12 protein-coding genes are annotated in these 18,623 nt (G+C 62.3%); 5 read left to right on the top strand and 7 right to left on the bottom strand.

All coding sequences use genetic code 11. From position 1 onward, the window contains the following. Positions 1-21: 21 nt before the first annotated feature. On the top strand, positions 22-759 hold the full coding sequence (locus tag ACSQ3G_RS10820) for a copper homeostasis protein CutC (protein WP_436111702.1): 738 nt from the start codon (positions 22-24) through the stop codon (positions 757-759). A 173-nt stretch (positions 760-932) separates the two neighbouring features. On the opposite strand, the gene ACSQ3G_RS10815 is transcribed toward ACSQ3G_RS10820, so the two are convergent. The 5 genes from ACSQ3G_RS10815 to ACSQ3G_RS10795 form a co-directional block, all read right to left on the bottom strand. Next, the gene (locus ACSQ3G_RS10815; RefSeq protein ID WP_436110026.1) at positions 933-1,583 is read right to left on the bottom strand and encodes a helix-turn-helix domain-containing protein; all 651 of its coding nucleotides are present in this window, start codon (positions 1,581-1,583) and stop codon (positions 933-935) included. 117 nt (positions 1,584-1,700) lie between these two features. Further along, positions 1,701-2,051, bottom strand: coding sequence for a response regulator transcription factor (locus tag ACSQ3G_RS10810; protein ID WP_172723832.1), 351 nt, complete (start codon positions 2,049-2,051; stop codon positions 1,701-1,703). 115 nt (positions 2,052-2,166) lie between these two features. Beyond that, a complete protein-coding gene (fixJ, locus tag ACSQ3G_RS10805) occupies positions 2,167-2,787 on the bottom strand; it encodes a response regulator FixJ (protein ID WP_046667538.1) in 621 nt (206 codons plus the stop codon). Continuing rightward, positions 2,774-4,291 (bottom strand): PAS domain S-box protein, encoded by a 1,518-nt coding sequence (locus tag ACSQ3G_RS10800; protein ID WP_436110025.1) that lies wholly within the window; start codon positions 4,289-4,291, stop codon positions 2,774-2,776. Before ACSQ3G_RS10800 ends, fixJ begins: the two co-directional genes overlap by 14 nt. A gap of 252 nt (positions 4,292-4,543) precedes the next feature. Beyond that, the gene (locus ACSQ3G_RS10795; RefSeq protein WP_436110024.1) at positions 4,544-5,524 is read right to left on the bottom strand and encodes a Bug family tripartite tricarboxylate transporter substrate binding protein; all 981 of its coding nucleotides are present in this window, start codon (positions 5,522-5,524) and stop codon (positions 4,544-4,546) included. 157 nt (positions 5,525-5,681) lie between these two features. Between ACSQ3G_RS10795 and ACSQ3G_RS10790 the strand changes: the two genes are divergently transcribed. The 3 genes from ACSQ3G_RS10790 to ACSQ3G_RS10780 all read left to right on the top strand — a co-directional run bounded on the left by ACSQ3G_RS10790 (position 5,682) and on the right by ACSQ3G_RS10780 (position 12,756). Beyond that, entirely contained in the window at positions 5,682-7,223 is a 1,542-nt protein-coding gene (locus tag ACSQ3G_RS10790) for a UbiD family decarboxylase (RefSeq protein WP_436110023.1), read from the top strand. A gap of 217 nt (positions 7,224-7,440) precedes the next feature. After that, entirely contained in the window at positions 7,441-9,624 is a 2,184-nt protein-coding gene (locus ACSQ3G_RS10785; protein WP_436110022.1) for a putative bifunctional diguanylate cyclase/phosphodiesterase, read from the top strand. Positions 9,625-9,798: 174 nt separating this feature from the next. Continuing rightward, complete coding sequence (locus tag ACSQ3G_RS10780) at positions 9,799-12,756, top strand: hybrid sensor histidine kinase/response regulator (RefSeq protein ID WP_436110021.1); 2,958 nt, start codon at positions 9,799-9,801, stop codon at positions 12,754-12,756. A gap of 26 nt (positions 12,757-12,782) precedes the next feature. On the opposite strand, the gene ACSQ3G_RS10775 is transcribed toward ACSQ3G_RS10780, so the two are convergent. Both ACSQ3G_RS10775 and ACSQ3G_RS10770 read right to left on the bottom strand, forming a co-directional pair. Then, positions 12,783-13,268 carry an MgtC/SapB family protein gene (locus tag ACSQ3G_RS10775; RefSeq protein ID WP_436110020.1) on the bottom strand — a complete coding sequence of 162 codons (486 nt, stop codon included), beginning with the start codon at positions 13,266-13,268 and terminating at the stop codon, positions 12,783-12,785. Positions 13,269-13,362: 94 nt separating this feature from the next. Continuing rightward, positions 13,363-14,619, bottom strand: coding sequence for an AGE family epimerase/isomerase (locus tag ACSQ3G_RS10770; protein ID WP_436110019.1), 1,257 nt, complete (start codon positions 14,617-14,619; stop codon positions 13,363-13,365). Positions 14,620-14,788: 169 nt separating this feature from the next. On the opposite strand from ACSQ3G_RS10770, the gene metH reads away from it, so the two are divergent. Further along, the gene (gene metH, locus ACSQ3G_RS10765; RefSeq protein ID WP_436110018.1) at positions 14,789-18,562 is read left to right on the top strand and encodes a methionine synthase; all 3,774 of its coding nucleotides are present in this window, start codon (positions 14,789-14,791) and stop codon (positions 18,560-18,562) included. Positions 18,563-18,623 lie beyond the last annotated feature (61 nt).

Raw genomic sequence — 18,623 nt, 5'->3', positions numbered from 1 at the left:
CGGTCATCAAGGAGACTGATCCTGTCCATCCTGCTTGAAGTCTGCGTCGATAGTCCCGAAGGTCTGGCGGCCGCCATCGCCGGCGGCGCAAACCGCATCGAACTCTGCGCGGCACTCGATGTCGGCGGGCTGACGCCGCCGCCGGGCATGATCGCGCTTGCCGCCAAGGCGCCGATCCCGGTCTATGCGATCATCCGGCCCCGCGCCGGCAGCTTCGTCTACGATGCCGACAACGAGGCAGCGATGATGGCCGATATCGATGCGGTTCGGGCGGGGGGCCTTGCCGGCGTCGTGATCGGCGCGAGCCGGCCGGACATGACCCTCGACATGGGCTTGCTCAAGCGGCTGATGGCGCATTCACAAGGCCTCGGGGTGACACTTCACCGCGCTTTCGATCTGGTGCCGGATCCGTTCGAGGCCTTGGAACAGGCGGTCGCGCTCGGCGTCGAACGCATCCTGACCTCCGGCCTCAAGGTCAGAGGGCTGGACGGGACCGAGATGTTGAAGATGCTGGTGGAGCGGGCGGGGGACCGAATGTCGATCATGCCCGGCGGCGGCATCAATCTCGCGACCGTCGAACGGGTGGTGCGCGAAACCGGCGTGCACGAGGTCCACAGCTCCTGCCGCCGGCCCGTCGGAAGCACGGACGAACGCGCCGTTGCCTTCGGGTTCCAGGCGCCTGTTTCCTATGAGACGAGCAGCGAGATCGTCCGGCAGATGCGCAGTTTGCTCGACGAATTGGAAGTGGCGCGGGACTGATTCTCAATCGTCTTCTGATCGGCAGGCACGACTTTGCGGCAGGTCGCCGGGGGACGATGACCTGCCGCTTAGCAGTGAGGAGGATGTTACGAAATTGAGGAGATATGCACTTCCATGGTCAGCGGACGGCCGCCACCGTCCGCTCATGCACTGCTATGCACTTTCGTTCACTGTCATGCGCAGAGGCTGCGGAGTGCTTCGTGCTTTTTGATCTCGATGCAACGAATGCTCCGCAGTTTGATAAGGCCGGCCGTCCGGAGTTTTGCGAAAACGCGCGACACCGTTTCGATCGTCAGGCCTAAATAGTCGGCTATATCAAGCCGGGTCATGGGTATGTCGAAATATTCGAGCCCGCCCTGGCGTTCCGCCATGTCGACGAGGAAGCCGGCGATCCGTTCCACCGCCGTCTGGCGGCTGATCATCATGATATGTTCCTGGGCGCGCAGCATGCCGCGCAGCGCCAGAGAAAGCAGTTCCGGCAAGGCCTGGTCGTTGGCGGCCCGGTTGATGGCGCGCAAGCCCGTCGGGGCGATGGCTTCGGCGAAGAAACTATGGGTCCGGTCGGCCTCGAACCCGAAGGTTTCCCCAGCCAGATGGAAGGCGATGACCTGCCTTCTTCCGTCCGACAACAGGCGGTGGATCCGCACGGCACCGAATTCGACGTGATAGAATGTTCCTGCCTTGTCGCCGGGGGCGTAGATTTCGGCGCCGGCATTGAAGGTCGTCACAGAATTGGCCCGGAAGAGACCCGCGGTCTGGGGTGCGATCACGATCTGGCTCTTGGTGAGCTCCAACTTCGTGGCATGAGCGGCTGCGGTGTGCATGTTCACGTCTCCCCTTGCTGTAGTCTCAAGATGACAGAAGACGTGCAGGGGAAAAATTGGGTTGTATCACTAGGGGGATTTACGTAGGGGCGGGCGGCAGGACAGCTTCGATCCGGCTCAGGCCGTGAGCGCAAGGTTCTTGACGAGACCCAGAAGATCGGCGCCGTTGAACGGCTTGGCGAGGCTCAGGACCGGGCCGATCTCGCCTTCGATGGGTGGAGACATGCCGTCGGTGAGCAGGATCACCGCCTGGCCCGACTGGAGCAGGCGCTGCAGGATATCGCTCGAGGAGCGCAGCACCTGGTCGTCGATGATCATGCAAAGCGTTGGGCCGAGGATGGCGGCGCTCTTGCGCCAGGATTCATGGGCCTCGACCCGGTAGCCCTCTACCTCGAGTGCGAATGTCAACGACTGCCTGAGACCGAGATCGGGCGCGATGACGACTATGCTTCTCGCTTGTGATAACACCAAACTTCCCGCGCGGGTGGGGGCAGCCGGAGAGCCGCTCAAATCAGATATCTAGGGCCTGCCTGGGGAGTGGCGCTTTGCGATAGATCAAGAAATTCCAATATTTTTCCGCCGTTCAATTGGGGCCGAAGCCGGCGGCGATCGCCATGCGAACGAGTTGCGGCAGGCTTTTCGCCTTCATCTTGGCCATCACGTTGGCGCGGTGCACCTCGACGGTGCGGGGGCTTATGTCGAGATCATAGGCGATCGACTTGTTCGGCAGGCCGGCAACCACGGCCGCCAGCACCTGCCTCTCCCGGTCGCTCAGGCTTTCAAGCCGCGTCTGAACCTCGGCCAGGTCGTCCGTATCGAGCATTTTATCCGACAGCAGCTCGGCCGCCCGCTGGATCGCCTCGATGATGACCGTGTCGCCGAACGGTTTTTCGATGAAGTCGACGGCGCCTGCCTTCATCGCCTCCACTGCCATCGGCACGTCGCCGTGGCCGGTGATGACGATCGAAGGAATGCCGGTCCGGCTGGTTGTCAGCTTGCGGATCAGCTCGACGCCGGTCATGTCCGGCATCCTGAGGTCGGTGACCAGAACGCCGTTTCGCACGCTCGGCGCGAACTGCAGGAAGGACGAGGCGGTTTCATGCATGCGCACGGCAAAGCCGTTCATGGTCAGCATGAAGGCAAGGGACTTTCTGACCGGCTCCTCGTCGTCGACGATATGGATCGTGTAGTCACCCGTCTGCATTCTCGCGTTCCTCCTTGTCGATCGGGAGTGTGAAACGGAACGTCGCTCCTCCGGCCTCATTGCGCGTCACCGTCATCTCGCCGCCATGCGCTTCGACGATGCGCTTGGAAATCGAAAGCCCTATCCCCATGCCGCCGGCCTTGGTGGTGACGAAGGGTTTGAAAAGCTGCCCGGCGATCTCTTCGGGAATGCCGGGGCCGGTATCCTGGACGATCACCTGGATCATGTCTTCGTCCTCCTGCAGGGTGCGGATGACCAGTTCCCGCCGCGGGCTGTCGCGCATCGCCTCGATGGCGTTGCGCATCAGGTTGGTGAGCACCTGCTGGACCTGAATGCGATCGACGGTGACCATTTCCGGTCCTTGCGCGAATTCGAAAATCGCCCGGACACCTTTTTCACGCGAGCCGACCAGCGCCAGGGCTCCGGCTTCTTCTACCAGGCGCCGGATGTTCTCCGGTGCCTTTTCAGTTTCGCCCTTGGTCACGAATTCCCGGAGGTGCTTGATGATCCGGCCTGCCCTGAGCGACTGATGCGCCGTTTCTTCCAGAGCTTCGCGCATGCGCACCGCCACGGCTTCGTCCATGTCGCGCAGAAGGCGTGCGCAACCGTGCACATAGTTGGCGATCGCCGAGAGCGGCTGGTTCAGTTCGTGGGCGAGGGTGGATGCCATTTCACCCATTTCATTGAGGCGGGCGAGCCGTGCGAGCTCTCCCTGGATCTCCTGCAGGCGTGCGGCCGATTCCTCGCGTTCGGTCAGGTCGCGCACGAAGCCGGTGAAGAAGGTTTCCCCGCCGGTATGGGTCTCGCCGACAGCAAGCTTCATCGGGAAGGTCGAGCCGTCCTTGCGGCGCCCGACGACCACGCGGTCCATGCCGATGATCCGCTTCTCGCCGGTCCTCAGATACCTTTCCATGTAACCGTCGTGTTCGCGGCGGTAGGGTTCCGGCATCAGCATGCGCAGGTTCTGGCCGACCACCTCTTCTTCGCTGTAGCCGAACTGGCGGATTGCAGCGGCGTTGAAGGAGACGATCGTCCCGTCCCTTGTGCTGACGATGCTGGCATCGAGAACGGTGTCGAGGACGGAGCGAAGATGGGCTTCGCGGGAATCAGCCCTGGCCTGGGCTTTTCCGATCGCCTTTCGGGCGGAGTGAAGGATTTCGCCGAGCAGCGCGATCACCACGCCAATGGCGCTCAGCATGGCCATTTCCGAAAAAACAGCTCCTCGCGGCGTCAACTCCTTGATGATGTAGCCTGCCAGAACGGAAAGGGCCACCGCGAAAAGCGAGGCCCGCAGGCCACCGATAAGGGCGGCGACCAGGATCGGCGGAATGAAGAACGTGAAAGGCGCCCTTTCGTCGAGGACGCCATGCAGCGAAATGCGCAGCCCGAACGCGATCAGCACGCCGACGGTCGCAATGACATAAACCTCGGCGGGGGAAAACCGACGGCTCAAGAAAGACTGAATATAGTCATCCTTCTTTTCGGCGAACGTCTTGGAAGCCATGATGCCTACCCGAAGCCGATCGTCTGCAGGAGGAACCCCATTCCTGTGTGCATCTGAAACCTGACAGCCTATCCTCGAATTCGTTCTAGCATGCGCGCGGATGCGGCGTCCAACGGCCGAAGCGGTTGTAGCTTAAAAAGCATATACTTTTGCGCGTTTATTTGTGCCGACGTGCGGGCGGGTGCCTGCACGAATGAAAGCAGCGACGGTGCGCCGCTTCCGCCTATGCAACGAACCGCGAGGCCGAAGGGTTCACTGCTGCGGGATATTGGCAACCTTGACATAGCCGGCCCAGGCCGCGACCTCCTTCTTGAGGTACTCCTGACCCTCTTCCGGCGTCGAGACGAACACGTCGCCGCCCTGGTCGGTCACGAACTTCCTGACCTCTTCCTGGCCGAGGACCTGCCTGGTCCAGCCATTGATCCTGTTGACGATATCCTTCGGGGTCGCCGAGGGAACCATCATCGCGAACCAGCCGACCTGGTCCATCGGATAACCGGCTTCGGTCATGGTCGGAACGTCGGGAGCGCCCGGAATGCGTTTCGCGGAGCTGACGGCCAGCAGGCGGTAGCGGCCTTCGCGGAGCTGCGACAGGGAGAAGACCGGATCCTGGGCGGCAAAGGCCATGGCACCGCTCATGATGTCGTTCACGGAATCGGCGCTGCTCTTATAGGCGACCTCGACCGTTTCGAGGCCGGCTTCCTGTTTGTAGATGGCTGCCAGCACCTTGCCCGACGTGTTGTTGACGGCATAGCTCGCGTTCGAGCCTTCCTTCTTCAGGTATTCGGTCAGTTCCTTCATGGCCCTGATCGGGCTCGATACCGGAACGGCGATCATGTGCGGCTGCTTGTTGACGGTGGCCGCGACCTGCAGGTCCTTCACCACGTCGAAGGGCGGCGTCTTGAACATGTGCATGTTGCCGGCAACGGCGCTGCCGGTGTGGAAGAAGATCGTGTAGCCGTCCGGCTTGGAGCGCGTGACGTACTGTCCGGCAATGTTGCCGCCGGCGCCGGGTTTGTTTTCGACGATGATGGTGGCGCCCGAGACCTTGGCGATCTTCTCGGCGAAAAAGCGGACGATAACGTCGGCGCCGCTGCCGGCCGGGAACGCGCAGATCATGCTGATGGTCTGATTTGGATAATCCGTCTGGGCCGCGGCCGGCGAAAGACCGAGGGCGCTACCGGCAACGGCGACCGATGCGGCAAGCATGAAACGACGAGTGACAGTCTGCATGAATTCCTCCCATGGATGACCAGGTCTCGCAGTCGACGCCGGTCGGCCACACCTCCCCGATGCGACCTGATACAACATTGTATAATTATATTTGATTTAATCAACTGTTCTGGCTAAAAACCGTCCTACGCAGAAACGCGTTTTCGGGAGAGGAAGAATGACCGCCAATACGACAACTCAATCCGCCGCCGCGCTTGATCTCGACCGTTTCCGGTTGAAAAATTTCGTCGAGGGCCTGAGCGCCGACGAGCTCGAGATCCGCGAGGAGAAGGTCGATCTGGCCGATGTCGCGGCGATCCTTCAGAACAACCCGAAGGCCGTCTGGTTCAAAAATGCAGGTCCCGAAGGCCAGCAGCTGATCGGCAACGTGGTCGGCAGCCGTTCGCGTCTTGCCAAGGCTTTCGGCGTGCCCGCCGGCGACGTGGCGCTCGAGATGCGCCGCCGCCTGTCGCTGAAGCCGGAACTGGTGAAGCTTTCCGGTGACGAAGCGCCCGTGCAGCAGGTCGTGCTGTCCGGCACTGACGCCGACCTCCTCAAGCTGCCGGTCCACGTGCAGCACGCGCTCGATGGCGCGCCCTACATTTCCGCGACGATCGACTATACGATCGACCCGAAGGACGGCCGCTACAATTGCGGCATGCGCCGGCTGATGCTGCGCGGCCCGCAGGAAGCGGGTGTCGACCTGATTGCGCCGAGCGACCTGCGCGTCATGTACATGGCCGCTTCCGAGCGGGGCGAGCGGCTGAACGTTGCCTATGTGGTCGGCTGCCATCCGATCGACATGGTGTCCGCCACCATGAAGGAGCCGGTCGACGAACTGGAACTGATCTCCTCCCTGCGCGGGGCGCCGCTGCCGGTCGTCAAATGCGTCACCAGCGACATCATGGTCCCGGCCGACGCGGAAATGGTCATCGAAGGCTATTTCGACGAGCGCGGTTACGTGGAGAAGGAAGGGCCCTACGGCGAATATCTCGGCTATTACGGCGTCGTGAAAACCAATCCGGTCTTCCATGTCACCGCCATCACTCACCGCAGGGACGCGCTGTTCCAGACCGCGACCATCAGCGGCAATCGCATGGACTTCACCGATACCTCCAACCTTGAAGCGCTGCGTATGGAGATGAACGTCTGGAAGACGCTCCGCGACGTCGTGCGCCAGCCGGTCGCCGTCTATGCGCCGGTCGCCGCCGGCGGCTCGATGAGCATGCGCTTCTCCATCCGCCAGACCTATCCGGGCGAGGCCCGTTCGGCACTCTATGCGGTTCTCGGCGCCGTCGGCGTCAAGAACGTCTTCGTCGTCGATCCGGATATCGACATCTTCGACGACAGCCAGATGGAATGGGCGTTCGGTACCCGCTTCCAGGCCGACCGGGATCTGGTGATCGCCACCGGCGTTCGGCTGTCGCCGCTCGATCCGTCGCTTCACGGCTCCCGCTCCGGCGCCAAGGCCGGCTACGACCTGACCTGGCCGATGCAGCATGCCCAGAGCTGGGAGCTCGTCACGCCGCAGGCTCCGTCCTATCCGGGCAGGCGTTTTCCGTCGCTCGAAGCGGCTTTGAAGGATGGCGCCAAGCATTTCGAGGAGTTGATGGCCGCCGTCGGCAGCCGCGATGGCCGCGAGGTCGTCCGCGAACTCGACACCTTCCGCTCCAAGGGACTGGAGCGCGACGAGCGCGGCCGTTACTATCTTCTCCGATAGGATGATCCATTTCGGGACATTGTGCCTTACCGAAGCAGCCTTCCGGATGTAAATCCGGGAGGTTTTTCATTTTAAGTCGAGAAAGCTCTCTTACATCGGGCCGAACGGGGGAGGACCCCGTCAAACACCATTCATTTCTTGGGGGCGCCCCGTTATGCTTTCTCTAATGGATGGATTTCTATGGTAGTCCTACTACCCGCCCTCCTCTGGAGCAGAGATGTCTTACGCCGACAGCATCGATATTGCGGAGCGCAGACGGCTCGACGCTCTGGCGAACTATCGCATCGCGGGCTCCGGGCCTGAAAACCGTTTCGACCGAATCTGCCGTTTTGCCTCCGAGCTTTTTTCCACGCGCATGGCTTTCGTGACGCTGATCGAAGAGGATCGGCAATGGTTCAAGGCCTGTTCGGGTCTCGATATCGAGGAGACCCACCGATCCGAAACCTTTTGTGATCACACGATCCGCACGGACGATGTCCTTGTCGTCTCCGATGCGCGACTGGATGCGCGATTCTCCGGCCTGCCGATCGTCTCCGGCGAACCATTCATCCGGTTTTATGCCGGTGCGCCGCTGATCTCGCCGGACGGTTTCCGGCTCGGAGCGCTGTGCATTGCCGATACGCATGTGCGAGAAAGTTTCTCCGAGCGGGAAAGGCGAACGCTCGCCGGCCTTGCCGCCATGGTCATGGAGCACATGGAATTGCGTCGCGAGGGCATACCGCAGGCGACGGCTGCCAACTTTGCGGATGCCACCGATCTCTCGCTGATTACCGTCGATCCCACCGGCCGCGTCGAGTTCGTCAACCAGGCGGCGCTCGATATGTTCGGCTTCAGCCGGGAGGAGATGGTCGGCGGCTCGCTCGACCTGATCGTGCCCGAACGTTTCCGCGCCGCTCACAACGCCGGTCTCGCGCGCGTGGCCGCGGGCGGCAGTTCCATGCTCAAGGGCAAGACCGTCGAGATTTCGGCATGCCGCAAGGATGGCACGGAGTTTCCGATCGAGATGGCGCTTTCGATCTGGCACGATCAGCGCGGCGTCGGCGTGGGCGCCATCATCAAGGACATATCCGAACGCCGCGACCGCGACGTCCGGCTCCTGAGGCTGGCAAGCCAGGATACGCTCACCGGCTTGTGCAACCGGCCTCGTTTCGAGGATCTTCTGCGCGAGGAACTGGCGCGCAACCGGCCGCTCGCCGTGCTGCTCTTCGACCTCGACGGGTTCAAGGACGTCAACGATCGGCTGGGGCACGGCGTCGGCGATTCCCTGCTGCAGGCGATCGGTGTCAGATTGCCGGCCGTCCTCGACCGCAACGTCACGGTCTCCCGGTTCGGCGGCGACGAGTTTGCCATTCTCATTCCCGGAACCGGGGATCCCCTCGTCGCCCAGAAAACTGCAAATGCGGTCATCGAGGCTTTCAAGATACCGTTCGAGGTTGCCGGGCACACGTTCCGCGTCGGGGCGAGCGTCGGCTTTTCGCTTGCGCCGAACCATGGTTCCGATTGCGAGGAGCTCATCGCCAGTGCCGACTTCGCGCTCTACCGGGCCAAGCAGGCCGGCGGCCGGGTTGTGCGCATGTTCGAACAGTCGATGCGCAACGAGACCCTGGCAAAGCGAATGCTGCGGGACGAACTGCTGCGGGCGCTGAACAAGAACGAGTTGGTGCTGCACTACCAACCGCAGGTGACGCTCGACACCGGCGAGGTATTCGGCGTCGAGGCGCTCATCCGCTGGCAGCATCCGGAGCGCGGGCTCCTGTCGCCGGCGGCCTTTCTCCCGGCTCTGGAGCAGAGTTCGATCGCGCTCGACGTGGGCTTCTGGGTGCTGGACGAGGCGGGCCGCCAGATGGCTGCCTGGGATGCGGCCGGGTATCCGCCGATCAAGATGGGCGTCAATCTGTTTCCCGCGCAGGTCCGGGCCGGCGATCTGGCGCGCAGCGTCATCGACCTGATTGCGCGCTATGCCCTCGATCCGAGGCTCCTGGAGATCGAGATCACCGAAACGGTCACGCTCAACGACGACGATCAGTCGCTCGAGTCTATTCAGGCGCTGAGCGAACTCGGCGTCGGCATTGCTTTCGACGATTTCGGCACCGGCTATGCTTCGCTCGGTTCGCTGCAGCGCTATCCGCTGACGACGCTCAAGATCGACATGGGGTTCGTGCGCGATCTCCTGACCAAACCGCGCGATGCCGCCATTACCCGGGCGCTGATCGCGCTCAGCAGGGAACTGGGGTTGAAGACGATTGCCGAAGGCATCGAGACCGAGGAGCAGGAGGCCGCACTTCGCCTGATGGGCTGTGAGGCGGGGCAGGGCTATCGTTACGGCAAGGCGATGCCGGCCGACGAGGTCGCCCGGCTTTTCGTCCAACCGGTGGAAAGGCAGCGGATCCGGATCAAGTAATCCGCCTTGATCCCGCACAGGGCGGTGCCGGAACCGCGAGCAAAATCGGGGCTTTAGACGTCTTTTAGCGTATCGCGATAATCCCGCGGGAGATTTCCTGAACCCTCCTGATTTCAATTGTCAATATTAGCGGAAGCCTTATAACCTGTGATGCATTGGCATCAGGGACGGCGCATGTTCAGACTGACGGAGCTTTCCGAAATCGATCTGAATCAGTTGTTTAATCTCTCACCCAATCCCTATGTCATACTCGACCGGGAATTGCGGCTTGTCGGAATGAACGACGCTTATCTGGCGGTGACGGGGCGCAGCCGTGAAGAGCTTGTCGACCGTACCATGTTCGATGCGTTTCCAAGCGAACCGGATTCTGTCCCGGGCCGGCTGCTGCGCCAGTCCTTCGCCAAGGTCCTCTCCACCGCCGAGGTGGATCACCTGCCGCTCATCCCCTATCCGATCCCAGGTCCCGATGGAGAGCTCGAGGATCGTTACTGGAGCGCAACCCATACGCCGATCAAGGACGAGGCGGGGCGGCTGATCTTTATCCTGCAGCATACGGTGGACGTGACCGAACTTCACCTGCTGCGCAGCCGATCCGCGGGCGATGGCGTCCTCAAGGTCCATATGGATCTGATGCGCCGGGCCGATGCGGTCCAGGGGCAGAATGCCGCGCTCGGCGAGGAGCGGGAATATCTGCGCATGCTGTTCGAGCAGGCGCCCGGCTTCATGGCCGTGCTGCGCGGCCCGGAGCATGTTTTCTCGATCGTCAACAGGTCGTACCGGACGATCGTCGGCCGCGAGGACCTGATCGGCAAGACGGTGCGCGAGGCTCTGCCGGATGTCGCCAGCCAGGGTGTCTACGAGCTTCTCGACGAGGTCTACCGGACCGGCACGCCCTATAGCGCCTATGGCGCGCGCGTCGTTTTCCAGTCCCCCGAAAGCGCTGAGCCGGAAGAGCGCTTTCTCGATTTCGTCTATCAGCCGATCCGCGATCACGACGGGATGGTCAGCGGCATTTTCGTGCAGGGCCAGGACGTTACGGAGCTTCGCCGTGCCCAGGAGGCGGCCCGCGAAAACGAGGACCGTTTCAGGACGCTTGCCCAGTCCTTGCCGACACATGTGTGGACGGCAACGCCGGATGGCCGGATGCAATGGTGCAACGACCAGATCTTCACCTATAGCGGCCTGGAGTCCTTCTATTTCGACAGGGAACGGCGCTCCGAGATGCTCCATCCGGACGATTCGCCCCGGATTGCCGCCGCCTGGGGCGAGGCCTTGCGCACCGGAAGCCGGCTGGAGACGGAAATCCGCCTTCTCCGCCACGACGGCGTCTATCGCTGGTTCATCAGCCGCGCGGTGCCGATCAAGAATGCCGAGGGCGAGATCACCCTCTGGGTTGCCACCAATACCGATATCGATGAGCAGAAGAAGACAGAATCGGAGCTTTCCAGCCTCGCCGAAACCCTCGGCCACCGCGTCGAGGAAAGAACTATCGAGCTCGAGCAGACGCAGGAGGTGCTTCGCCAAAGCCAGAAGATGGAGGCGATCGGCAATCTCGCCGGCGGCATCGCCCACGACTTCAACAATCTCCTGCAGGTGATCACCGGCAATCTTCAGCTTCTCGGCCGGGAATTTGCGGGCAACGAAGTGGCCGAAAGGCGGTTGAACAGCGCGCTTGCAGGGGCTTCGCGCGGCGCCCGGCTTGCCTCGCAGCTTCTCGCCTTCGGCCGCCGCCAGCCGCTTTCGCCGAAGGTGATCAATCTGAGCCGCCTGATCCGCGAGATGGACCATCTCCTGAGGCGCAGCCTCGGCGAAGCGATCGAGATCGACACGATCGTCGGCGGCGGGCTGTGGAACACGCTTGTCGATCCGAGCAATGTCGAGAATGCGCTCCTCAACCTCGCGATCAACGCGCGCGATGCGATGAACGGGCAGGGCAAGCTGACGATCGAACTCGGCAATGCCTACCTCGACGACGAATATGCGAGCCACACGTTCGACATCGAGGCCGGCCAATACGTGATGCTCGCGGTCACCGATACCGGTACGGGCATGACGGCCGACATTCTCGGCAAGGTCTTCGACCCCTTCTTCACCACCAAGCCGGAGGGCAAGGGGACAGGTCTCGGACTGTCGATGGTCTACGGTTTCGTCAAACAGTCCGGCGGCCATATCCGGATCTACAGCGAGCCGGGAAACGGCACCACCGTGCGGATATATCTTCCGCGATCGATGGAGGACGAGGATGTGGTCGCCGAAAATACCGGTGGCGCTGCCCTCGGCGGAAACGAGACGATCCTGGTCGTCGAGGACGATGAAGCGGTGCGGGAAATCACCGTCAGCCTGCTTGCCGAACTGGGGTACCGGGTCCTGCGGGCCAAGGATGCCGACAGCGGGCTTGCGATCATCGAAAGCGGCGTGCCGATCGACTGCCTGTTCACGGACGTGGTGATGCCGGGGCGGCTGAAGAGCAGCGATCTCGCCAAAAGGGCTAAGGAGCGGCTGCCGCATCTCGGCGTCCTGTTCACCTCGGGCTACACCGAAAATTCGATCGTCCATGGCGGGCGGCTCGACCCAGGCGTCAATCTCTTGAGCAAGCCCTATACGCGGGAGGCGCTCGCCCGAAAAATCCGCCAGGTGATCGAGCAGAATCGGCAGACTCCACGGCCGCGCTTACCGGAAAGTCCTTCCGAGGCAAGTTTGGCCGATGCAAGTTCGGCCGAGGCAGCTTCGGCCAAACCTGCCGTCGAACAAACGTCGGCGCCGGATCTGCCGATCTCCGTTCTGCTGGTGGAAGACGAGGCGCTGATCCGCATCTCGACCGCCGATTTCCTGCAGGATGCAGGCATGACCGTAATCGAGGCCGGATCGGCTTCCGAAGCGCTTGCCGCGGCGGGCAGCGATCCGATCGACATTCTCGTCACCGACGTCCATCTGCCGGAAATGAGCGGCTTGCAGCTCGCCTTGAAATTGCGCGAAACGCTGGCCGATCTGCCGGTGATCTTCGCCACCGGCGACCGCAACGTGCCGGGATCGGAGACGCTCGGCAATACCGCGTTGATTACCAAGCCCTATGACTACGAGCTGTTGACGACCCGCATCCGGGCAATGGTGACGCCGCGCTCGAGCGGGTGATCCGCATTATCTCCGATGCCTTGCCGCTATTCATCTTTCAAGCCCGCGGCCACTTCGGTCTTGCGCAGCAGCCAGAGGACGATGATGCCGGCGCCGGTCGCCGTCACTGCGACGATCCACATGCCGAGGCCAACGCAAAGGCCGATCGCGCCCGACAGCCACATGCTGGCGCCGGTCGTCAGGCCTTTTACATCGCCACGCATCTGGAAGATGACGCCGGCGGCGAGGAAGGCGATCCCGGCGGTAACGGCCTCGATAAGACGGATCGGGTCGATCTGGACCGTATCGGGGTGGTTTCCGAATTCATGCATGATCTGCAGGCCGGCGAGGGTGAACACGGCGGATGCGAGGCCGATCAGCATGTTGGTGCGCAGGCCGGCGGAATTGTTGCGGAACTCGCGTTCCAGGCCGATCAGGCCGCAGAGGAGTGTTGCGCCGACCAGCCTCACCAGAAGCACTTCGATCGCAACGGGCGCCTCGTGCGAAAACTCTTCCGCGAGAACGTTGAGCATGGTTCACGATATCCCGATGTTACAACTCGGTGACACGGGAAACTGACGCAGGCATGGATAGTTCCGTCACCACGGGGTGACGTGACGGCATGCCTCAGATACGCCCCTCGGCCTCGGCGATGACCTTCGTCAGGCTGCCGTTTGCCGGAAAGAGCGGAATGAGGCAGGCCTGCAGGGCGTGATAGATATCGCCCTTGCCGGGGAAGAGGGTGTGGGCCGGGACGAGATCCTCGGTCAGTTCCTCGTGCCAGCCGCCGTTCTTGTGATCTATGAAACGATTGGCGATCGTGCCCCAGATCCGCCGGTAGCTGTCCTCGTAGAAATCGTCGGCCGACAGGTGCTCATTGAGGAAATGCGCGGCACCGGCTGCCTCGCACATCGGCCACCAGAGCTTGTTGGTCTTGGCGGGCTTGTCGTTCCAGTCGAGCGTGTAGAAGAAGCCGCCCTTCTCTTTGTCCCAGCCGAGTGACATGGACTGGATAAACAGCGATTTCGCCGCATCCGGCATCCAGCCGTGCTTTTTGTCCCCGAGCGTCCAGAGCTGCAGCAGGAGGCGCGACCATTCCAGCCAGTGGCCGGGCGTGGTGCCGGCGGGGCGGAACATCTCGTCGGGATGGTAATAGTCCTTGTCGATCGTCCATTCCGGATCGAAATGTTCGGCGACCCGGAAACCGACGCTGCCGGCGGAGCGGCGGATGACGAGGTCGGCGATGCTTTCCGCCTTGTCGAGATAGGCCTTCTCGCCGGTCGCTTCGAAAGCGGCCATCAGCGCTTCGGTGAGGTGCATGTTGGAATTCTGGCCGCGATAGCTGCCGCCGTCGATCGGCGACCAGTCGCGGGCGAATTCCTCCGCGATCGCGCCGTGGCGCGGTTCCCAGAACCTAGTTTCCAGGACCTCGCTTATGTCGGCGAGCATCTGGTCGGCGAGAGGATGGCCGGCGACCTTTGCCGAGGAGGCGGCGAGCAGCACGAAGGCGTGGCCGTAACCCTGCTTGGCGGAATCGGCAGCGCCGTCATCGTTGACCTGCCAGAAATAACCGCCATATTCGCTATCGCGATGGCGCTCCCAGAGAGTGCGCATGCCGTGGTCGATGATATCGCCGGAGCCTGGCCGGCCGAGCAGGTAGCCGATCGAGAAACAATGGACCATACGCGCCGAGGCATGGATGCCCCGCGTCGGATTGGCGCCGCCGAGGGCCAAGCCCTGGTCGTCGAGATCGAAGAAGCCGCCCTTTGGGTTCATCGCCCGGTACTGGAAAAAATCGAAGAGCCCGTCGGCCTCGTTCAGGAGCCAGCGACGATGATAGGGAAGGCTCGCCCACTTGGCTTCTGTCTGACCGGTGTCGCTCATGAAAACCTCGGAATCGCTATGGCGGGGCATTAGGATCAGAACGCCTATAACGCCCGGCCGGTTTCATGTCATCGACTATTCTATATCGCACGACACACCGGTTATATATTGACATAAACATATCTTTATGCGGTTATTGCGGTATCCGGAAATGATGAAGGGCAGTGCCATGTTCGACGAACTCTTTGGTCCCGAAGCCGCCGCGCGCGATGGCGCGGAGATTCTCTCGGCACTCAAGGCCGCGGCTCGTGAGCGCATCCTCATCCTCGACGGTGCGATGGGCACCGAAATCCAGGGCCTGGGTTTTGACGAAGGCCATTTCCGCGGCGAGCGATTTGCCGGATGCGCCTGCCACCAGCAGGGCAACAACGACCTTCTGATTCTCTCGCAGCCGCAGGCGGTCGAGGAAATCCATTATCGCTACGCCAAGGCCGGCGCCGATATCATCGAGACCAATACGTTCTCCTCGACCCGCATCGCCCAGGCCGACTATCAGATGGAGAACGCCGTCTACGACCTGAACCGTGACGGCGCGCGGCTGGCCCGGCGGGCGGCGTTGAGGGCACAGAAGGAAGACGGCCGCCGCCGTTTTGTTGCCGGCGCCATCGGCCCAACCAACCGTACGGCCTCGATCTCGCCCGACGTCAACAATCCCGGTTACCGGGCGGTGACATTCGACGATCTCAGGCTTGCCTATGGCGAACAGCTCGACGGGCTGATCGACGGCGGCGCGGATATCATCCTGATCGAGACGATCTTCGATACGCTCAACGCCAAGGCCGCGATCTTCGCCTGCGCTGAGCGTTTCGAGGCGAAGGGCATCCGCCTGCCGGTGATGATCTCCGGCACGATCACCGACCTTTCCGGCCGCACGCTGTCCGGCCAGACGCCGTCGGCCTTCTGGTCCTCCATCCGTCATTCGAAGCCTTTCACGGTCGGCCTCAACTGCGCGCTCGGCGCCGATGCGATGCGGCCGCACCTGCAGGAACTCTCGGGCGTCGCCGACACCTTCATCTCCGCCTATCCGAATGCCGGCCTGCCGAATTCGTTCGGCGGTTATGACGAATCGCCTGATGACATGGCCCGCCAGATCGAAGGGTTTGCGGCGGAAGGCCTGGTCAACGTCGTCGGCGGCTGCTGCGGATCGACGCCGGAGCATATCCGCGCGATTGCCGAGGCGGTCGCGCCTCACAAGCCGCGCGAAGTGCCGGAACACCGGCCGTTCATGTCGCTTGCGGGCCTCGAACCCTTCGAGTTCACCAAGGACGTGCCGTTCGTCAATGTCGGCGAGCGCACTAATGTCACCGGCTCGGCCAAATTCCGCAAGCTGATCACCGCCGGGGATTTTACCGCGGCGCTGGCGATTGCCCGCGACCAGGTGGAAAACGGCGCCTCGGTCATCGACATCAACATGGACGAAGGCCTGATCGATTCGCAGCGGGCGATGGTCGAGTTCGTCAACCTGATCGCTGCCGAGCCGGATATCGCCCGGGTGCCGATCATGCTCGACTCGTCGAAGTTCGAGATCATGGAAGCCGGCCTGAAATGCGTGCAGGGCAAGCCGGTCGTCAATTCGATCTCGATGAAGGAGGGCGAGGAGAAGTTCATCGCCCAGGCCAAGCTGCTGCGCAACTATGGCGCGGCCGTCGTGGTCATGGCCTTCGACGAACAGGGCCAGGCCGATACCTACGAGCGCAAGGTGGCGATCTGCGAACGCGCCTATAAGCTTTTGACCGAAGAGGCGGATTTCCCGCCGGAAGACATCATCTTCGACCCGAACATCTTTGCGGTCGCGACGGGTATCGAGGAGCATAACAGCTACGGTCTCGCCTTCATCCAGGCGACGAAGACCATCCGCGAGCGCATGCCGCTCGTGCATATTTCAGGCGGCGTCTCCAACCTGTCCTTCTCGTTCCGCGGCAACGAGCCGGTGCGGGAGGCGATGCATGCCGTGTTCCTCTACCACGCCATCCAGGCGGGCATGGACATGGGCATCGTCAATGCCGGCCAGCTGGCGATCTACGAGAACATCGATCCGGACCTGCGAGAGGCCTGCGAGGACGTCGTCCTCAACCGCCGCGACGACGCGACCGAACGGATGCTCGATATCGCCGAACGTTACCGTGGGACCGGGGCCAAGGAAGCCAAGGAGAGAGATCTCGCCTGGCGCGAATGGCCGGTGGAGAAGCGCCTTTCGCATGCGCTGGTCAACGGCATCAACGAGTTCATCGAGGGCGATACCGAGGAGGCGCGCCAGAATGCGGAGCGGCCTCTGCATGTGATCGAGGGCCCGCTGATGGCCGGCATGAACGTGGTCGGCGACCTGTTCGGCTCGGGCAAGATGTTCCTGCCGCAGGTGGTGAAATCCGCCCGCGTCATGAAGCAGGCCGTCGCCGTGCTTCTGCCCTATATGGAAGAGGAAAAGCGCCTCAATGGCGGCGACCAGAAAAAATCGGCCGGCAAGGTGCTGATGGCGACCGTCAAGGGCGACGTCCACGACATCGGCAAGAACATCGTCGGGGTCGTGCTCGCCTGCAACAATTACGAGATCATCGATCTCGGCGTGATGGTGCCGGCGACCAAGATCCTGGAAACGGCGATTGCCGAGAAGGTCGATATCATCGGGCTTTCCGGCCTGATCACTCCGTCGCTCGACGAGATGGCGCATGTGGCTTCGGAAATGGAGCGCCAGGGTTTCGACATTCCGCTTCTTATCGGCGGCGCGACGACCAGCCGCGTGCATACCGCGGTCAAGATCCACCCGCGCTACAATCGCGGCCAGGCGATCTACGTGACGGATGCCAGCCGCGCGGTCGGCGTCGTGTCCGCGCTTCTGTCCGAGGACGGAAAATCGAACTATATCAGCACGGTACAGGCGGAATATGCCAAGGTTGCCGCCGCACATGCTCGCTCGGAGGCGGAAAAGACACGTCTCCCGATCGCGCGTGCGCGGGCCAATGCCGAAAAGATCGATTGGTCTTCCTATCAGCCCAAGAAGCCGCAGTTCACCGGCACGAAGGTGTTCGAGACCTACGATCTGGCGGAACTGGCGAAATACATCGACTGGACCCCGTTCTTCCAGACATGGGAACTGAAGGGCCGTTTCCCGGCGATCCTCGAAGACGAGAAGCAGGGCGAGGCGGCACGCCAGCTTTATACGGACGCCCAGGCGATGCTCGACAAGATCATTACGGAAAAATGGTTCCGGCCGCGGGCGGTGATCGGCTTCTGGCCGGCCAATACGGTGGGAGACGATATTCGCGTCTACACGGATGAAAGCCGCAACGAGGAACTCGCGACCTTCTTCACGCTGCGACAGCAGCTTTCAAAGCGGGATGGCCGCCCGAACGTGGCGTTGTCGGACTTCGTCGCACCCGTCGCGACCGGCCTGGAAGACTATGTCGGCGGTTTCGTCGTCACGGCCGGCATCGAGGAAGTGGCGATCGCCGAGCGGTTCGAACGGGCGAACGACGATTATTCCTCGATCCTCGTCAAGGCGCTTGCCGACCGCTTCGCGGAAGCCTTCGCCGAATGCATGCACGAGCAGGTCCGCAAGGAATTCTGGGGTTATGCGGCCGACGAGACGTTCTCGGCGGAAGAGCTGATCACCGAGGCCTATCACGGCATCCGCCCGGCGCCTGGTTATCCGGCCCAGCCCGACCATACGGAAAAGGCGACGCTGTTCCGGCTGCTCGACGCGGAAGAGGCGACCGGCGTCGTCTTGACGGAAAGCTACGCGATGTGGCCCGGCTCGTCGGTCTCCGGCCTCTATATCGGCCATCCGGCATCCTATTATTTCGGCGTCGCCAAGATCGAGCGCGACCAGGTCGAGGACTATGCCAAGCGCAAGGGAATGTCGGTCGAGGAAGTGGAGCGCTGGCTCGGGCCGGTCCTCAACTACGTGCCGACGTCCGGCCAGGATGCGGTCGACGACGCGGCCTGAGGAGGCCGCCGCCAGATACGGCTCAAATGCAAAACGGCATCCGCGAGGATGCCGTTTTCGT

This window comes from Neorhizobium tomejilense (assembly GCF_964254135.1).
Classification (GTDB): domain Bacteria; phylum Pseudomonadota; class Alphaproteobacteria; order Rhizobiales; family Rhizobiaceae; genus Neorhizobium; species Neorhizobium tomejilense.
This window is presented reverse-complemented; position numbering and strand designations above follow the sequence as displayed.

Coding starts and splice junctions, on each gene's coding strand:
- fixJ (WP_046667538.1), bottom strand. CDS start 2,787: ATGCAGACGGGTGACTACACGATCCATATCGTCGACGACGAGGAGCCG.
- metH (WP_436110018.1), top strand. CDS start 14,789: ATGTTCGACGAACTCTTTGGTCCCGAAGCCGCCGCGCGCGATGGCGCG.
- ACSQ3G_RS10770 (WP_436110019.1), bottom strand. CDS start 14,619: ATGAGCGACACCGGTCAGACAGAAGCCAAGTGGGCGAGCCTTCCCTAT.
- ACSQ3G_RS10815 (WP_436110026.1), bottom strand. CDS start 1,583: ATGCACACCGCAGCCGCTCATGCCACGAAGTTGGAGCTCACCAAGAGC.
- ACSQ3G_RS10780 (WP_436110021.1), top strand. CDS start 9,799: ATGTTCAGACTGACGGAGCTTTCCGAAATCGATCTGAATCAGTTGTTT.
- ACSQ3G_RS10775 (WP_436110020.1), bottom strand. CDS start 13,268: ATGCTCAACGTTCTCGCGGAAGAGTTTTCGCACGAGGCGCCCGTTGCG.
- ACSQ3G_RS10795 (WP_436110024.1), bottom strand. CDS start 5,524: ATGCAGACTGTCACTCGTCGTTTCATGCTTGCCGCATCGGTCGCCGTT.
- ACSQ3G_RS10800 (WP_436110025.1), bottom strand. CDS start 4,291: ATGGCTTCCAAGACGTTCGCCGAAAAGAAGGATGACTATATTCAGTCT.
- ACSQ3G_RS10790 (WP_436110023.1), top strand. CDS start 5,682: ATGACCGCCAATACGACAACTCAATCCGCCGCCGCGCTTGATCTCGAC.
- ACSQ3G_RS10785 (WP_436110022.1), top strand. CDS start 7,441: ATGTCTTACGCCGACAGCATCGATATTGCGGAGCGCAGACGGCTCGAC.